The sequence below is a fragment of the Halioglobus maricola genome (genome assembly GCF_009388985.1).
Classification (GTDB): domain Bacteria; phylum Pseudomonadota; class Gammaproteobacteria; order Pseudomonadales; family Halieaceae; genus Halioglobus; species Halioglobus maricola.
This window is the reverse complement of the sequence record NZ_CP036422.1, coordinates 2746820-2763513: the sequence shown is the minus strand read 5'-3', so window position 1 is coordinate 2763513 and position 16694 is coordinate 2746820. Positions and strand designations below refer to the sequence as shown.

15 protein-coding genes and 2 tRNA genes are annotated in these 16694 nt (G+C 57.4%); 8 read left to right on the top strand and 9 right to left on the bottom strand.

From position 1 onward, the window contains the following. Positions 1-14: 14 nt before the first annotated feature. The gene (locus EY643_RS12540; protein ID WP_153239561.1) at positions 15-1718 is read right to left on the bottom strand and encodes a GMC family oxidoreductase; all 1704 of its coding nucleotides are present in this window, start codon (positions 1716-1718) and stop codon (positions 15-17) included. Between the two features lie 72 nt (positions 1719-1790). On the opposite strand from EY643_RS12540, the gene EY643_RS12535 reads away from it, so the two are divergent. Further along, the gene (locus EY643_RS12535; protein WP_170287388.1) at positions 1791-2390 is read left to right on the top strand and encodes a TetR/AcrR family transcriptional regulator; all 600 of its coding nucleotides are present in this window, start codon (positions 1791-1793) and stop codon (positions 2388-2390) included. A gap of 410 nt (positions 2391-2800) precedes the next feature. Here EY643_RS12535 and queD read toward each other — a convergent pair whose 3' ends face one another. Further along, on the bottom strand, positions 2801-3157 hold the full coding sequence (queD, locus tag EY643_RS12530; RefSeq protein WP_153239559.1) for a 6-carboxytetrahydropterin synthase QueD: 357 nt from the start codon (positions 3155-3157) through the stop codon (positions 2801-2803). Between the two features lie 180 nt (positions 3158-3337). Here queD and EY643_RS12525 point away from each other — a divergent pair. The 4 genes from EY643_RS12525 to EY643_RS12510 all read left to right on the top strand — a co-directional run bounded on the left by EY643_RS12525 (position 3338) and on the right by EY643_RS12510 (position 4961). Beyond that, positions 3338-3413, top strand: a tRNA-Val gene (locus EY643_RS12525). Between the two features lie 63 nt (positions 3414-3476). Beyond that, positions 3477-3553: transfer RNA gene (locus tag EY643_RS12520), tRNA-Asp, on the top strand. 135 nt (positions 3554-3688) lie between these two features. After that, positions 3689-4159, top strand: coding sequence for a tellurite resistance TerB family protein (locus EY643_RS12515; protein ID WP_153239558.1), 471 nt, complete (start codon positions 3689-3691; stop codon positions 4157-4159). Between the two features lie 82 nt (positions 4160-4241). Then, complete coding sequence (locus tag EY643_RS12510) at positions 4242-4961, top strand: FHA domain-containing protein (RefSeq protein WP_153239557.1); 720 nt, start codon at positions 4242-4244, stop codon at positions 4959-4961. A gap of 1 nt (position 4962) precedes the next feature. On the opposite strand, the gene EY643_RS12505 is transcribed toward EY643_RS12510, so the two are convergent. Beyond that, on the bottom strand, positions 4963-5736 hold the full coding sequence (locus tag EY643_RS12505) for a PP2C family protein-serine/threonine phosphatase (RefSeq protein WP_240732902.1): 774 nt from the start codon (positions 5734-5736) through the stop codon (positions 4963-4965). Here EY643_RS12505 and EY643_RS19585 point away from each other — a divergent pair. From EY643_RS19585 to EY643_RS12495, 3 genes are all read left to right on the top strand, one after another. Continuing rightward, the gene (locus EY643_RS19585; protein ID WP_170287386.1) at positions 5704-5856 is read left to right on the top strand and encodes a hypothetical protein; all 153 of its coding nucleotides are present in this window, start codon (positions 5704-5706) and stop codon (positions 5854-5856) included. The genes EY643_RS12505 and EY643_RS19585 overlap by 33 nt on opposite strands. Before the next feature lie 130 nt (positions 5857-5986). After that, positions 5987-8287: a serine/threonine-protein kinase gene (locus tag EY643_RS12500; RefSeq protein ID WP_153239555.1), complete on the top strand. Its 2301-nt coding sequence runs from the start codon at positions 5987-5989 to the stop codon at positions 8285-8287. Positions 8288-8367: 80 nt separating this feature from the next. After that, positions 8368-9417 carry an energy transducer TonB gene (locus tag EY643_RS12495; RefSeq protein WP_153239554.1) on the top strand — a complete coding sequence of 350 codons (1050 nt, stop codon included), beginning with the start codon at positions 8368-8370 and terminating at the stop codon, positions 9415-9417. Positions 9418-9436: 19 nt separating this feature from the next. Here the strand turns inward: EY643_RS12495 and EY643_RS12490 are convergent, their stop codons facing one another. From EY643_RS12490 to EY643_RS12465, 6 genes are all read right to left on the bottom strand, one after another. Continuing rightward, on the bottom strand, positions 9437-10246 hold the full coding sequence (locus EY643_RS12490; protein WP_153239553.1) for a LytR/AlgR family response regulator transcription factor: 810 nt from the start codon (positions 10244-10246) through the stop codon (positions 9437-9439). Continuing rightward, entirely contained in the window at positions 10243-11337 is a 1095-nt protein-coding gene (locus EY643_RS12485; protein ID WP_153239552.1) for a sensor histidine kinase, read from the bottom strand. The genes EY643_RS12490 and EY643_RS12485 overlap by 4 nt, the downstream gene beginning before the upstream one ends. Positions 11338-11416: 79 nt before the next feature. After that, a complete protein-coding gene (locus EY643_RS12480) occupies positions 11417-13207 on the bottom strand; it encodes an ABCB family ABC transporter ATP-binding protein/permease (protein WP_240732694.1) in 1791 nt (596 codons plus the stop codon). Positions 13208-13229: 22 nt separating this feature from the next. After that, on the bottom strand, positions 13230-13970 hold the full coding sequence (locus tag EY643_RS12475) for a fumarate reductase iron-sulfur subunit (RefSeq protein ID WP_153239550.1): 741 nt from the start codon (positions 13968-13970) through the stop codon (positions 13230-13232). Further along, on the bottom strand, positions 13967-15946 hold the full coding sequence (locus tag EY643_RS12470) for a fumarate reductase flavoprotein subunit (RefSeq protein WP_153239549.1): 1980 nt from the start codon (positions 15944-15946) through the stop codon (positions 13967-13969). The genes EY643_RS12475 and EY643_RS12470 overlap by 4 nt, the downstream gene beginning before the upstream one ends. Next, positions 15946-16662: a fumarate reductase cytochrome b subunit gene (locus EY643_RS12465; protein WP_153239548.1), complete on the bottom strand. Its 717-nt coding sequence runs from the start codon at positions 16660-16662 to the stop codon at positions 15946-15948. The genes EY643_RS12470 and EY643_RS12465 overlap by 1 nt, the downstream gene beginning before the upstream one ends. Between the last annotated feature and the right edge of the window lie 32 nt (positions 16663-16694).

Here is a 16694-nt window from a genome sequence, read left to right as displayed (position 1 = left end):
GTTTTCTCCTGTAATTAGTTGGCGACGGCTTTTAACGCAGCGGGCGAACGGGGCGAAGCCTGCGAATCGGATTCCAGCCCCTCGGGCAGGGTGACGCGAACGCCGGCATCCTGCAGCAGCATGTCGGCGCATTTTTCGGCAATCATAACGGCGGGGGCGTGGGTGTTGCCGGAGATGATGTTGGGCATGATAGCGGCGTCCGCCACGCGCAAACCGGCGATACCATGGACGCGAAGCCGTTCGTCGACCACCGCGGCTTCGCCGCTGCCCATCTTGCAGGTACCCACAGGGTGGTAGACCGATTCTGCCTCGGCGCGGATGTAGGACAGAATCTCTTCATCCGATTCGACCTCGGGGCCGGGGCGAAACTCCGTGCCCAGGTTTCCTGCCAGGGCAGGGGCGCGAAAGATGCCTCGGACCTTGCGCAACGCATCAATCAGAACCTGCCGATCTTTCTCGGTGTCCAGGTAGTTGGCGTGAATAATCGGATGTTGCTTCGGGTCGGCGCTGCGGATGTGTACGCTGCCACGACTTTCGGGCCGGAGATTACACACAGTCGCTGTAGTTCCGGGGGTGGGCTTAAGGTTACCCTTTGCGTCTGGCTCACTCGCTGCTGGCGCGAAATGGATCTGCGCATTGGGTGTTTTCTCATCGTCGCTGCTACGGAAGAATACGCCGATCTGCGCAGCCGGGTGGGCCAATAGCCCTTTGCCACGGGTGAAGTACTTAATGACATTGCCGATGAGAGAGAGCGGCCGGGTTTCCTCGTAGAAGGTTTGCAGGCCGTTGATCCCCTGCTGAACATTGATAGTGAGATGATCCTGCATATTCTCGCCCACACCAGGTAATGGGTGCTGGACTTCAATGCCGGCTTTTTCCAGTACTTCCGGATTACCGATACCGGACAGCTCCAGAAGTTGCGGAGAATTGATAACACCGCCGCACAGGATGACTTCACCCTTGGTGCGCGCTTCAACAGTTTCAGCATTCTTGCCTGAGGTGCTGTAGCGAACCCCAACGGCTCGCCCTTCTTCAAGCAGGATTTTCTCTGCCAGAGCGCCGGTAGCGATATGGAGGTTTGGCCGGTTTTCACAGGCTTTGAGAAAAGTCTTCGCTGCGCTCTGGCGTTTGCCCTTGCAGATATTGGTCTGGTAGTCGCCGGCGCCTTCCTGGCAGGCGCCGTTGAAATCTTCGTTGAAAGGCAGGCCGGTCTGAACCGCTGCCTGGACAAAGATATCAGCGAGCTCCAGCTTCTCTTCCATCGGCGGGTTCTCTACCCACAATGGCCCCCCCTGGCCGTGGAACTCATTGGCGCCTTCGGCCCGGTGTTCGGAGCGTTTGAAGTAGGGTAGTACCTCATCGTATGACCAGCCGCTGTTGCCTTGCGCCGCCCAGCCGTCGTAGTCCTCGCGCTGCCCGCGGATGTAAACCATGCCGTTGATACAACTGGTACCGCCGAGCACCTTGCCGCGCGGAAAGGTTATCCGGCGATTGTGCATCTGGGTTTCAGGCTCGGTTTCGTAGCACCAGTTCACCTTGGGGTTCTTCATCATGAAGGCGAAGCCCAGCGGTATGTGGATCATGGGGAAGCTGTCTTTGCCGCCGGCCTCCAGCAGCAATACCTTGCGACTCGCTTCCCGGGACAGGCGGTAGGCGAGGGCGCAGCCGGCTGAACCAGCACCGACGATGATGTAATCGAATTCTTTTGATGTGGCCATTCTTACGCTCGTTAGACATTTGAACAAAAAACGAATATTGTTCAATTGTAGCATATGTGGAGAGCATGGTACGTGAATGACCCAGGCCTGCAGTTCAAATCGCCAGACCAGACAGACCCGATGGTGGACCGCATCCTTGATGCCGCGGAGCATTGTATTGGCCGCTATGGGATTCGGCGCACCTCGATGGGGGAGGTTGCACGGATCGGCAAGTTATCTCGCGGCTCGATCTATCATCACTTTGGCGATAAAGATGCCTTGGTGCAGGCTGTTCTGCAGCGGCGGCAGCAGACCTTCCTGAATGAAACTGAGGCTGAGTTGGAAAAGCAGGAGACGCTCGTCGATAAAGTTCTGCTCTCGGTAACCCGGGGCAGAGCTTCTGCTGCCCGGGGGCTGATCGCCAACCTTGCAGAGATCGAGCCGGAAACCGTTGCCATGATGTATCTCAGCCCAGGTTTTTACGCTCGCAGTGTTTCTTTCTGGCCGTCCCATGTTGAACTGGCGCGTTCTCGCGGTGAAATCGCCGCCAGCGTCGATGTGGAGATGGCAACAGACTTTCTCATGCGGCTCGCGGTTTCACTGGTGATGTTTCCGCATATGGGGATGAAACTGGACGATCCACAGCACTTGAAGGCCTATGTCGAGCAGGCGGTGTATCACGGCCTGGGGTAACAGCTTAGATCTGTAACATCCGGTCCAGTGTTGTCCACAGATTCTGTGGATAAGTCGGTGAATAAAGTGTTTAACCGGGGAGGTAGCGCAGTGTTTGCCCAGTATGTTACAGATTGGTTAAAAAATGCACAAACCCTAAAAATTCAATAAAAACATGTAGATATGACCGTTATCTGATGTTGAGATTTTAAAGTGATAGGTAACTGTGTGAAAATTTCGCTATCACTATTGTTTTGTGTATAACCTTTGTGCTTGTGCTACCGCAGGTAACTTTTAGGGTAGCTCTGGGAACATCATGTGGATCCTGGTGAGTCTTCCCGCACCTCGTACCGACGATTCAATCTTTATTTGTAGCGTATGCGAATCCGTCAACATTTATTTTCAGTGTTACCGAATTGTTGCAGTTACATTCACTCGCCGCGGTAGATGCAGCCGCTGGTGCAGGTCTCGCGGATTTGCACGGCGCACAATTGGGGTAGGGCGGGCTTGAGTTGCTGCCAGATCCAGCGGGCGATGTTTTCGCTGGTAGGGTTTTCCAGGCCATCAATGTCATTCAGGTAGTAGTGGTCAAGCTGCTCAAGTATCGGTTTGAATGCCGCTTTGAGATCACCGAAGTCCATAATCCAGCCGGAGGTTTCACCGACCGGTCCTGTCACCGACAGGCGCACGTGGAATGAGTGACCGTGGAGGCGGGCGCACTTGTGACCTTCCGGGACGTTAGGCAGGAGGTGTGCTGCTTCGAAGTGAAATTCCTTGTAGATTTCCATAGCGTCGAACTCTTCAGGGGCGGATAGGAGGCTACTCTGCGAGCAGTTTTTGCACGATCTGAGTGTGCGAATTTTACTACTAAAATCAATGGCTTTTCACGCTTTCAAAAAATTGAAACTTTTTTTCCGCGAACGTTTGACAGCCTCTAAAGAATCCCTATAATGCGCATCTCGGTTCGGGGGTGATTAGCTCAGCTGGGAGAGCATCTGCCTTACAAGCAGAGGGTCGGCGGTTCGATCCCGTCATCACCCACCAATACCGAACAGATTCTCAGGGCACCTGACAGCGCCCGGTTCAAAGGAGAATCGCTACCGTTTTGGACCGGTAGTTCAGTTGGTTAGAATGCCGGCCTGTCACGCCGGAGGTCGCGGGTTCGAGTCCCGTCCGGTCCGCCATATATGAAAAAGGCTATCCCCTTGGGATGGCCTTTTTTTTGCCTGCGATTTAGACGCCTTAACAATCCTTCCCCCCCTACCGGGTAAGCTCATCTATACTTTGGGGGTATCCACAGCACCACGGGGGAGCGCGCAATGGCGACCCAGGCAAAGACTTACGGCCTTGAGCTTAGCGGCAATGTTTTGTCGATTGTGGCTAACAGCGAGAATGGTTTTTTTGACCCGCGCTTTCTGGTGGCAGCGCTTCTGGACCATGTGGCTCACGGTGACGGCAGTGTCAGTGAAGTCGAGTCGGAAACCATGTTGGCCCTTGTCTCCGATCACTTCTCCCTTGACGAAACAGCGACGCGATCGCGGCTCGCCCATGCCCTGAATCTCTATGCGGGAAGCATGGACCTGGCCGAGGTGGGGCGGGTGCTGCGCGAAATTCTGACGCCTGCCGAGCGAGAAGAGGTGATGCTCATGATGCTCAGGGTTGTGGCGGCAGACGGCCGGCAGGGCGCGGACGAGCTCAGGGCGATCGACGAGGTGGTGGCCTGTCTGGAACTCACTGAAGAGGAGCGTCATGCTGCTTTTCAGCGTTACTTCGCTTCCAGTGAACAGTGACAGCTTATTACAGGGTCATTCACATAGGAGGGGCAAAGGTCTATATTAGACCAGTCCTCTAGTTAAAGGCGGCAGTTGCATCATGGAAGAGAGCGGCAAGTCTTCGGGTTCATTCTTCAGCGAGTTGCGCAGGCGGAAGGTTATTCGCACCTGCCTGCTCTATGTTCTGGTTTGCTGGGGTGTGCTTCAGGTGTTCGACATTGTTGTGCCCGCCCTGGGTTACGACGCAGATCTGGTGTCCCGTTATTTCATCTACGCAGCCGTGCTCGGTTTTCCGGTGACGTTTGCGCTCGCCTGGTTTTTCCAGTTCACCACTGGCGGCATCGTGCGCACCCAGTCCTTTGTTGAGCGACGCGTTCTCGATAATGTCTCTCCGGTGAATGATCGCCGACGTTCGGGTGTGTCCAATTTCTTGCGCAAAGGCGAGGAAGAGGAAGAGCATGAGTGGATAGTGTCAGCGGAGACCGGCCCACTAAGTGGCATGAGTTATCCGGTACATGGAGAGATGGTGCTGGGACGCGCCTTGGATTGCGACCTCGCCGTTGTTACTCCCCATGTCTCGCGTCAACATGCCAAGTTGGAGCAGGCAGAGGATGGCCTGTTCATAGAGGACCTCGGCTCGTCCAACGGCACCGTCGTGAACGGCAAGCGCGCGTCAGGCCGAACCAGGCTGCGCCACGATGACGAATTGCGTTTTCACGATATTATTTTCAGGGTAACTGAGAACCTGACTCGCGGTCATAGTGAGCGCCAGGCATCCAGCCAGACGACCTTTATCCAGGCGCCCGGGGTCGGCGACTAGTTCAGAAGATTTTTATTGCCACCCAGGCAATCGCGATTGCAGCCATCAATCCCAGCAGCATAAGTACTTTGTTATCGTGACCGCCGCTATCTTTGGCGTCAGCGTAGACGGCCGGTGAGCCACCCAGAGTGCTGGCGCCCTTCTTGCTGCCTCCAGCCTGTTCGCCTTTGGCCCCGATGACCACTACCGTGACATTGTCTCTGCCGCCGGCGTTGAGAGCAGCTTCAATCAGCCCTTTGACTTGTGCCTCAGGTGTCGCCTCACGGCCCATTATCTGGGCGATCTGGGTATCGCTGATTTCGTCGGTGAGACCGTCACTGCACAGAATTAACTGGTCGCCAGGCCCAAAGTCGCCGCGAATACGTCCGGGCGCAACATTGATGGCCTCTGAAACGCCCAGTGACTGGGAGAGTACATTGCGCTCCGGGTGGGATGCCGCCTGCTCTGGGGTGATGGCGCCGCGCGCCACCATTTCACTGACAGGGTTGTGGTCGCGGGAGACTTGTTTCAGCTCGCCATCGTAGAAGTAGGCCCGGCTGTCGCCGACCCAGGCAATGTCATATTCATCGCTGCCAATACGCGCGGCGACAACGGTAGAGCCCATATTGCTGTCGGTGCGGCGATCTATCTCATCGAGTACGGCTCTGTGCGACCGATGAATGGCTTCAATCAGGGGGAGGCCTTCTCCGACATCGCGCTGCAGAGTATCGCGTACAATCGCGGCTGCTACTTCGCCATCTGCATGTCCACCCACACCATCGGCGACGAGATACAGCCCCCTTTCAGGGTCAGTGAGGAAGCAATCCTCATTGTGACTACGCTTGTGCCCGGAGTGAGTGTCTCCGAAGCTTATTGTTATCTCGGTATCGATGATCGTCCTGTTCTCGACCGCTGAGCGTCAAATCAGTTTATACCAATAATCCTGCCTGTAGCGCGAAATTTTTACAATGGCGGTGTAATTGTGTGTAGTCGCTATAATAGCTACTCTAGATCGTTCTCAGAATCGGTGCGAAAACGAATTCAGCATGGCGGACTTCGAGTTACCAGGGTACGAAATCTACGAGCGTTTAGGGCGGGGCGGTATGGCGTCGGTCTATCGTGCCCTGCACCTCAACCTCGATCGTGAGGTGGCGATCAAGGTCATGGATCCGTCCATGAACGCCGACGAGAGCTTTTCGGAGCGCTTTATCCGCGAGGCGAGAATTTCGGCGCGCCTGACCCATCCGCATATCCTGCAGATTTACGACGTTAATACCTTTGAAGGCCTGAATTATATCGCCATGGAATTGCTGCCGGGTGGAGAGCTCGCAGATTTTATTCACGGCGAGATTCAGCAGCAACGGATTTACGAGATCGTGCAGCAAATGACGGACGCGCTCGACTATGCGGCAGGCCGTGGTTATGTGCACCGCGATATCAAGCCCAGCAACATCATGCTGCGCTCTGAGCATGATTTTGTTCTGGCGGACTTCGGTATCGCTCGGGCCGCGAACTCGGGAACCCAGATGACGCAGACCGGGCTGATGGTTGGTACGCCCAGTTATATGAGTCCGGAACAGGCCAAGGGGCACGAGGTCGATGGTCGCTCTGACCTCTATGCGCTGGCCGTACTTATCTACGAAATGCTCACCAAGACCTTGCCCTATGAGTCAGAATCAGCGGTAACCACGGCGGTAAAGCATCTTACAGAAGATATTCCGACGCTCCCGGAGAATCTTGCTGCCTACCAGGACTTCATCAACAAGGGCCTGGCCAAAGCGGCAGACGATCGTTTCCAGACCGGGCGTGAGCTCTACGACTTCATGATGGAAGCGAGTTCTGGCTTCGCCCCTGACGATGTTCTTACTGAGGCCGCAGAACCGCGCAAGCCCAGCCCATCTTCAGCACCTGCAGATGAGAACGACAAGACTTCGCTGGCGGGCTTTGAGGCAACACGTCTCAGTCAGTCATCCGGGCCCGCGGTATCGGCCCCTGGTTCGCAATCGCGCCCCTATCGTCTGGAAAACTCGCTACAGCGTGAACGCATGGTGAGTGGTACTTACGCGGAGGGTGGGTCTACCAAGAAGTCGGGTGGCGGTGCACTCAAGTGGCTGGTAGCGGTGTTAGTCACCGTTGGGCTCGGTGCCGGTGGCTATTTCTGGTTGCAGGAGCAGCAGGGTGGCTCAGTCAAGGATCGACGCAATGCAACGGCGGAACTGGCAACGGCATACAGCGCCATGAATGCCAACGACCTGCAGGGCGCTGCGAGTGCCTTTTTCAAGGTGCTGAGCCAGGATCGAAATAATGCTGCCGCTTCCGCGGGGATGGCGCAGGTGGAAGAGCTGTATACCGAACAGTTAGAGGCTGCGCTCAGCGCCGGTGACATCGACCTGTCGAAAAAGCTGCTCGACAGTTTTACCGGTTACTTCGCCAACAACCTGAACCTCGAACGGTACACCGCGGAGGTGGCCCTGCTCGAGGAGGAGCAGAATCTCGCGGCGGAGCAGGCCGCCTTTGCGACGGCGCAGGCAGAAACTGCGGCCATTGAGGAGCGTTGGGCCCCTTTCACTGAAGAGCAAAAACAGACTTTTCTGACGAGCATCGTTGCGGCCAAAGCGGCGCTCGAAAGCGGCGAGTTGGAGCTGGCGGCATCCTCTCTCGCGGAAGCTGCATCCATTGATGAAGAAGCGCCAGAACTCACGCCACTGCTGGGCCAGCTTGAAGTAGCGCAGGATGAAGTGGCCGCTGAGACTGCAGCGCTGGCGGCGGCGCAACAGCAGCAGGTCGATGAATTACTGCAGCAAGCTGAGGCCGCAGCAGCCGAAGGCGATTTCGAGGCGGCTCGTGCAGCTGTTAGTTCTTCTCTGGCATTGTTGCCTGAAAGCGCCAGCGCACAGGAAATGCGCGACTCTCTGGGTTCACTGGAATCGAGCTGGAACGAAAAAATTGCTGCCGAAGAGCGAGCTGCCAAGGCGGAGCAGGACAGGGCCCAGCGCCAGCGTGAAGAGCAAGAGCGACAGCAGCAGGCCATCGCCGGGGCGGAAGCTACTGCCGCCAAGGGCATGCGCGCTCTGGAGAGCGGCACGCTGGATGTGGCGCAGGCAGCCTATGACGAGGTATCCGTTCAGTTCGGTGAGGTGGCGGCCGTCCAGGGTTTGGGCCAGGCCCTGCTGCAGGGCTATGCTTCTGCAGCCCGGGAACAGATTGATCTGAAGGAATTCGATGCAGCTGAAGTGCTCGTCGGGCAGGGCGAAACGAGCTTCCCTGACGACGCTTTGTGGATGGAATTGCAGGCCGAGATCGAAACCGGCCGTTCCAGCTCTCGTCGCCGCCTGGGCGCCTACTGACTTGCTCCTGAGAATAGCGCGCACTGCGTTGCGTCGCTCTGGTACACTTTCGGTTTCAGTATCTATCTGTTGGAGTTGAGATGATCCGTTTCCGCGCGCTGCCACTGTTTGCAGTGATCCTGTTCAGCCTGGCGGCACCTGCCTGGAGTAATTTTGTGCCGCCGCGAAATCTGGACCCGGCGAATTCGACCATTCAACTCGACAGCACCTTCCAGCAAGACGCCTGGCTGGTGTACACCTATGATATCGACCATACCGGCAGTGTAATCAACGCCACGATCCAGAGCTCCAATGGTGTCGTCGCAGTGGAGCAGGCTGTGCTCGCGCAGATACGCTCCATGCGCTTCGAGCCTGCTTCACGTAGCGGTATGCCGGTCAAGGTTTCTGCTGACCCTGTGGTCTATACCTGGATTCTGGACAAGCCGCGCATCATGTCTGCGGCATTTGCGGACAAGTATCGCGAGGCCTGGGCGCTCTATTCAGAGGAAAACTACGACGGGGCTTTTGATATTGCTGCCGAGCTCAAGAATTACCCCGGCCGCAATGCCCTGGAGGAAGTGAAGTTCCAGATACTCGCGGCCTCGCTTGCGAGCCGCTGGAAGGACGAGGCGGCGGAACTGCAACATCTCACGCGCGTGGTCGAATTTCAGAACCTCGCCATCGATAACAACTTCAAAAATCGCTACATGCCCACGGATCAGTACCTGCAGGTGCTCAATCGTGTCGTGACCTTGCAGCTTAATCGCGGCATGCTGGCAGATGCGGGGGGCACCCTCGACGATATGCAGCAACTGGGCCGTGGATCGGATGCGGTGAATGATGCGGCCCGGCGTTATAGCGAATCCTTGAGCTCGTTGCAGAATGTCGCTGATATCACCGTGCGCGGAGAATTGTTGCCACTGTTTCGCGACGGTCCCGGGTCTTTGAAGATCGGTCTGTCGCGCTCACGCTTCTCCATTTCGGATGTGCGCGGACGCGTCGGTGGAGTATTTCTGGTTTGTGGTACCTCGGAAATGCCCCTGCGCTATCCCTCTCAAGAGCCCTGGACCATTCCCACTGGCTGGAGCGATTGTGTGATCGACGTGACTGGCCGCGCGGGTACGAGCCTGGTTTTACACCAGCTGAACTGACGCTCTCAGAGCAGCTCGATCAGGCGCTAAGAAGTTCTTTCACCCGGTCGCGGAAGCCGCGGCTGACCTTGAGCTGGGTGTCGCCTTCCAGCGCCAGCATGTATTCACCGTTGCCCAGCGTCTGGGCGCCACTGATGTAGTTTGTGTTGATAATGGTAGAGCGGTGAATGCGCAGGAATTGGGCTGGATTTAACATCGCTTCCAGTTCCTTCATCGTGATTCGCATGATGTGGGTGTCGCCGCCGGCGTGAATGCACATGTAGTCTCCAGCCGCGTCGATCCAGTGAATATCCTGGGCCTTGATCAGGTGAATGTCGCTGCCATCCTTTATCACCAGTTTTTCAGGCCACTGTTGGGCCGCGGATTCGCCCTTGGCCATCTCCTCGATAGAGCTCGCGGTGGCGCCAGTCATGCCCATCATGAGCTCCATCAGGCGCTGCTTGGTCAGTTCGGACTGCTCCTGGCTGTGGTGTGCGACTGCGCGATCAATCGCCTCGTGCAGGCGGTCGTCATCGATTGGCTTGAGGACGTAGTCCACCGCGTGAACCTTGAAAGCTTCCACGGCGTACTGGTCGAAAGCAGTGACGAAAATCACCATGGGCATGTTGTCGGTCTGCAGCTGGCGTACAACCTCGAAACCGTCAATGCCAGGCATCTGGATGTCGAGAAAGACCAGGTCGGGACTTTCCTTGGCAATCGCCGCCAGTGCTTCAGCTCCGTTGGCGCACTCCGCAATGACGTCTACCTGGGGGATTTGCTGGAGTCGTAGCGACAGGCCGCGGCGGGCCAGAGATTCGTCGTCAACGATGATCGCGCGAAGATTGTTCATTGAACTTCCTTGCCGTATTCGAGAGGTATCCTGATGGTGATGGTCAGGCCATGTGGTTCCGTCTTGCCTAGCGTGAAGGACTGGCGCTCATGGTAGATCTCATTGAGACGTTCACGGCAGTTCGACAGGCCAACACCGCCGCCGTTGGTCGAGACACCATTGTTGACATCCAGCCCCGGGCCGTCATCTGCTACTTCCAGTACCAGAGTGTCTGGCTCGACGCGGGCGTTAACACTTATATAGCCGCCATTGATCGCGTGCGCAATTGCATACTTGATGGAATTCTCCACCAATGGCTGGAGAAGCAGTGAGGGCATCATCGCACCGCTGGCCTCTGGCTGAATGTTAAAACGCAGTTGCAGGCGTTCGTCGAAGCGGACTTTTTCGATGTCCAGGTAGAGTTTTAGCGCTTCAACCTCCTCGGATACGGTCACTTTCTGCATTGGGTCATTGTCCAGGGTGTAGCGCAGGAAGCGGCTGAGGCGAGTGACCATCACATTGGCCAGTTCATTGTTCTTGTCCAGGACGAGGGTGGATATTGCGTTCAAGGTGTTGAACAGGAAGTGTGGGTTGAGCTGGTATTGCAGCATTTTCAGCTGCGCCTCGTGGGCCATGGACAGGGCTTTGAGGCTGCGTTCTTTTTCAGCCTGGGCCTGGAGATAGTTCTTGATCCCGAAATAGAGGGCGCTCCAGACCAGCATGACCCAGAAAGCGGAAATGGCACCGTCGAAATAGGACAAAAACTCCATGCCGCCCCGCTCAGACGTCTTGCGCTCTGTGGGGAACATGTTGTAGAAAATCGTACCTCGGCAAGCCATCCAGACCAACCCGGCACCGTAGGAGCCTGCGACGATGGCGACAATTCGCCGCGGCAGGTCCATTTCCCACATGTAGCGATAAATTCCGCGCAGTACGAGGCTGAGGCCCATGCCGATGGTGGCGATCAGCGGCAGGTACCATAGATAGTTCTGAGGTGGGCTGCCCCACATGATCACGCCGAGGTAGAAGGACATGGCCCATCCGCTCCAGCCTGCGAACTGCAGAGTCCAGAATAGGGTGCGCTTATCTTTGAGAAGAGTATTCGTATTCATGGCGCCATTATACGGGCATTGCCACCCTGGGCGGCGCAATTCATCTCAAACCAGCGGCAGTTCACCGCAAGCGCTGTAACTATTCGCCATCTTGCTTGCGTTGCTGTGCGCGCCAAAGGCGCGCATAGCGGCCATCTCGCTCGAGCAATGCCTCGTGGGTGCCGCTCTCCGAAATCTCGCCGAGATGGAGCACGATGATCCTGTCAGCATCGATGATGGTTGAGAGGCGGTGAGCTATCACCAGACTGGTGTGGCCTTCGGATATCTGCGCCAGGGCCTCCAGGATGGCTCGCTCGGAGCGGGAATCGAGGGAGGAGGTAGCTTCATCGAAGACCAGGATAGGCGGGCGTTTGAGGATGGTGCGAGCAATGGACACGCGCTGCTTTTCACCGCCGGACAGCTTGAGGCCGCGCTCGCCTACGAGGGTGTTGTCGCCGTCGGGCAGCTGGGCGATAAAGGTTTCGAGATGCGCGAGTCGAATGGCTTCATCGACATCGCTTTCGCTGGCCTCGGGATCACCGTAGCGGATGTTCTCGCGAATAGTGTCATTGAACAGCACGGTGTCCTGGGGGACGATGCCGATGGCCTGGCGGAGGCTGTGTTGGCTCACGGCGCTGATATCCTGGCCATCGATCGTGATCGAGCCACTGTCCGGGTCGTAGAAGCGGAACAACAATTTGACCAGAGTGGATTTGCCCGAGCCACTCGCACCGACAACTGCCACCTTCTCACCCGGGCTGATATCAAAACTCACATCCTTGAGAATCTGGCGCTGCTCGTCGTAGGCGAAGGCCACACGGTCGAAACGAATATGCCCGGCCTGCAGCGCCAACTCTGACGCCCCCGGTCGGTCCTGGATGCGCGGTCGGATTGCAAGCAGCTCGAACAGTTTCTCAATGTTGGCCATGGAGCCCTTGATTTCACGGAACACGAAGCCGAGAAAACCCAGCGGCATAAACAGCTGGATCATAAACTGGTTTATCAGGATGAAATCACCGAGGGTGAGAATGCCGTCGCTCACCTGCCACGCTGCGAGGCCGATCATCGCCGTCTGCGCCACGGCGATGATAAACGCCTGACCGCCATTCAGGCCAAATAGTGAGAGACGATTGCGACGGCGGGCCTGCTCCCATGCTGCTAGTTCTTTGTCGTAGCGCTGTGCTTCGAACGCCTCGTTGGTGAAGTATTTGACTGTTTCAAAATTGAGCAGGCTGTCCACGGCGCGCGTATTGCTGGCAGAATCTGCCTCGTTCATCTCACGCACGAACTGGGTCCGCCAATCTGTTGCGCGGACGGTAAACAGGCCATAGAAAATGACCGCTATGAGGGTGATGACCGCGAAACCGGGGCCGTAATTAAACAGCAGAATGCCCACCACCATTGCGATTTCGAACAGCGTGGGGGCGATGTTGAAAACGAAAAATCGCATCAGGAAACTGATGCCGGTTGTGCCTCGTTCTATGTCTCGGGCCAGTCCGCCGGTGCGGCGTTCAACGTGATATTTAAGGTCCAGCGAGTGCACGTGACGAAACACCTGCAGGCCGATTCTGCGCATCGCGTTTTCCGTCACCCGGCCAAAAATTGTGTCGCGTAGCTCGCCGAAAAATACGTTGGCGAAGCGCGCGCCACCGTAGGCCAATACCAGGCCCGATAGCAGTGAAATAGTGAGCCCCGGGCCACCTTGTTCCAGGGCGTCGACGAGGTGCTTGAGCAAAAAGGGGATGAGCAGGATCGCCCCTTTGGCTGCTATCAGACAGGCCAGGGCCAGGCCGACTCGATACTTCGACTCGAGCAGGTACGGCAGCAGGTGTTTGACGATTCGCCAGTTGGTTGGAGTATCAGGATCTACGACGGTATTGGTTCCACGCATGCCGCGCATTCTACGGCTTTCTTCAGACGGCGGCCATCCGCCTGCGCAGAAAGGCGATCTGGGTCGCCAGGGGCAATTGCTTGGGGCACATGTCGTCGCAGCCCAGCAAAGTCATGCACCCGAAAACACCGGAGTCGTCGCCGATCAATTCGTAGTAATCGCTGTCGCTGCGTGTATCCCTCGGGTCCAACTGAAAGCGGGCGATCTGGTTCAGACCCACCGCGCCGACAAATTCCTCGCGCATTTGCATGGTGCCGCAGGCTGCAACACAGCAGCCGCATTCAATGCAGCGTTCTAGTTCATAGAGTTGTTCTGCGAGTTCTGGATCCATCGCGTCTTCAATCGCGTCGAGGTTTTTTGTCTCTAAACCCTCGGCGTGAATCCACGTTTCGAGACGTTCAGACATTCCGCGCATCCACTTGCCCGTGTCCACTGAGAGGTCGCCTATCAAGGCGAACCCAGGCAGCGGCGCAAGCACGACCGTGTCGCCAAGGTCTCGGGTCAGTGTGCGGCAGGCGAGGGCTGGACGGCCATTGATCAGCATCCCGCAGCTGCCGCAAATGCCGGCGCGACAGACAAAATCGAACTGAAGGCTCGGGTCCTGTTCTTCGCGCACGATGTTCAGTGCCACAAACAAGGTCATGGCGTCGGTCTCCTCAACCTGGAAATCCTGTAGTCGAGGCTCGCTGTCAGGATCCGTTGGGTTGTGCCGGAGGATACGCAGGGTGAGCGTGCGAGCCTGGTTGAGAGGGATGGTGTTCATTCAGTGTCCTCAAGCCGTTGGTTGCGGCCGCGGAATCCGGGAGGAAGAAGGTGGTGGAAGGGCATCAGGAGGTTCTGGCGCTGGTAGCGATCCGCTTCAGGATAGTTGGCAATCAGCTGGGCAATCTCGGTTTCGCGTATGGCAGTCGAAGGGTGATCGATGCTGTCTTTGGTGCCGTAGCCACGCCACCCAGGCGGCAGCTCCATGCGGTGTATATCGAGCGCTTCGTAGTCGAGGGTGGGCAATGTATCGTCCGCATCGGGCCAGGACGCGAGGGTCCGCCGCAACCACTGGGCGTCATCCCGTTGCGGGTAATCCTCGCGGTAGTGCGCACCGCGACTCTCGCAGCGCATGAGGGCGCCGTGGGTGACGCACAGGGCCAGCTTGAGCATTCGAGGCAGGCGATAGGCCGCTACCAATTCCGGGTTTGCACCTGAAGCGCTGCTACGCAATCGAACCCCCGCACTGCGGCGCTGTAGTTCAAGCAGTGTCTGCACTGCCTGTTGCAGTGATTCGCCGCGGCGAAATATGCCGACCTTGTCGGTCATGGTTTCCTGCATCAGTTTGGTGAGTTCTACGGCGCTTTCATTGCCAGTACTGTCTGCGATGGCCGTCAGCTGCGCCGCCTGTGCGCTCAGTGCGTCGTTAGCCAGGTTGGTTGCAAGTTGAATTGAGCCGTCCGCTGAAGCGCAAAAATCGGCGATGGATTCACCGGCGATCATGCCTGCCACGACGGTCTCTGCGACCGAGTTTCCGCCCAGACGATTGAATCCGTGCATGTCCCAGCAGGCGGCCTCGCCGACGGCGAATAGCCCGCGCAATTCCCTGCTATGGCAGTTGTGATCGGTTCTGATTCCGCCCATGGAATAATGTTGGGCGGGTCGCACAGGGATAAGCTCGCGGCTTGGATCTATGCCGAGAAAATACTGGCAGATTTCTTTGACCTCGCGCAGCTTGCCATCGATATGTTCGGCGCCAAGCAGGCGAATGTCGAGCCACAGGTGATCGCCGAATCGAGTGGTAGCGCCGTGGCCCGCGGCGATGTGTTCTTCCATGCGGCGCGACACTACATCGCGAGAAGCGAGCTCGCGCTTCTCCGGTTCGTACCCCGGCATGAAGCGATGTTCAGCGCCGTCGAGCAACAAGCCACCGTCGCCGCGACAGCCTTCAGTCACCAGGATGCCCGCCGGAAAGATACCGGTCGGATGAAACTGCACTGCCTCCATATTGCCCAGCCGGGCGATACCGGTTTCCAGGGCAATGGCAGCACCCATACCCTCATTGATCACAGCGTTGGTTGAAACCCGATAAATACGGCCAAAGCCGCCCGTTGCAATACAGGTCGCCCGGGCCATGTAGGCGCTAAGTGCCCCGGTCATCAAGTTGCGGACCACGGCGCCACAGCAACGCTCGCCATCGCAAATCAGGGCGATCGCTTCGAGTCTTTCATGCACCGGAATACCGGCGGCTATCGCCTGATTGCTCATAGCGTAAAGCATCGCGTGGCCCGTACCATCGGCGACATAGCAGGCGCGCCACTTGGCCGTGCCGCCAAAATTGCGACTGTCGATCAGGCCGTGAGCTGCTGCGGGCTCGGTGATCGTCTTTTGTTCTCCATCCTCAGTGATTGAGTGAGGTCCCTGGCGCACCCGACTCCAGGGCACCCCCCAGGCGGCCATTTCGCGAATGGCCTTGGGCGCTGTATGGGTGAACATTCTGACGACTTCCTGGTCGGCGCCCCAGTCGGAGCCGCGCACGGTGTCGGCAAAATGCAGGTCTTCGTTGTCTCCCGAACCCCCGAGGCAATTGCCCAGGCTCGCCTGCATCCCGCCCTGCGCCGCTGCCGAGTGCGAGCGTTTGGCCGGCACGAGGCTGAGTATGGTGACATCGAGGCCGCGGCGCCGCGCCCCTATGGCAGCCCGTTGCCCGGCGAGGCCCCCGCCGATGACGAGTACGTCGGTGTAGATTATTTCCATCAGTGCGCCCCCACCGGCCGATAGCGCTCGCCGGCCTGATCGGCGTGCTCGTAGCCAATCTGCATATAGGTCGCCAGAGATGCGGTCCCCAGACACAGGTAGAAAGCGAAGATACAGTAGAGCGCGAGTTTTATGCGTCCGCGCCACAGACCGTGGCGCTCGCTGGGGAAAACGCCCCATTTCATGCTCAGGCGATAGATACCGATTGCGGCGTGGATATGGACTACCGGTAACAGCAGGGCGTAGAGAATCCAGAACCGGCCTGTCCAGATTCTGTCTGATGACGCATAAGGGCCGATATTGTCCGGTTGTAACAGCACCATCACAACATGGCCAACGGCGAGAAAAAATAATGCGAAGCCTGTGATGACCTGGACATACCATAACGTGGAGTCACCGTGTCGCAGTTGTCCGAGGTGGCGGTGGAGCTGGCTGTACTGGCGGTAGTTTGCGGGGAACTTGCGCAGTGCAAGAATGGCGTGAACGACCAGCAGAGTGAGTATGAACAGTGCGACCAATGACACCAGGACAGGGTAGGGCTTGCCCAGGATCGGCTCACCTTCGAACATTCTGGTAACCCAGAGCATCGCATCCTTGCCGAGCAGGATGCTGGATTCGAAGAACATGTGTGCCCAGACGAACAACACAAGCAGCAGGCCACTCGCGCTTTGCAGCACATCCATTCGGGCGGGCCAGCGGTTGCTGATCGATGACATGGTTGGGCTCCGTTGGCGACAGCTTTATTCTA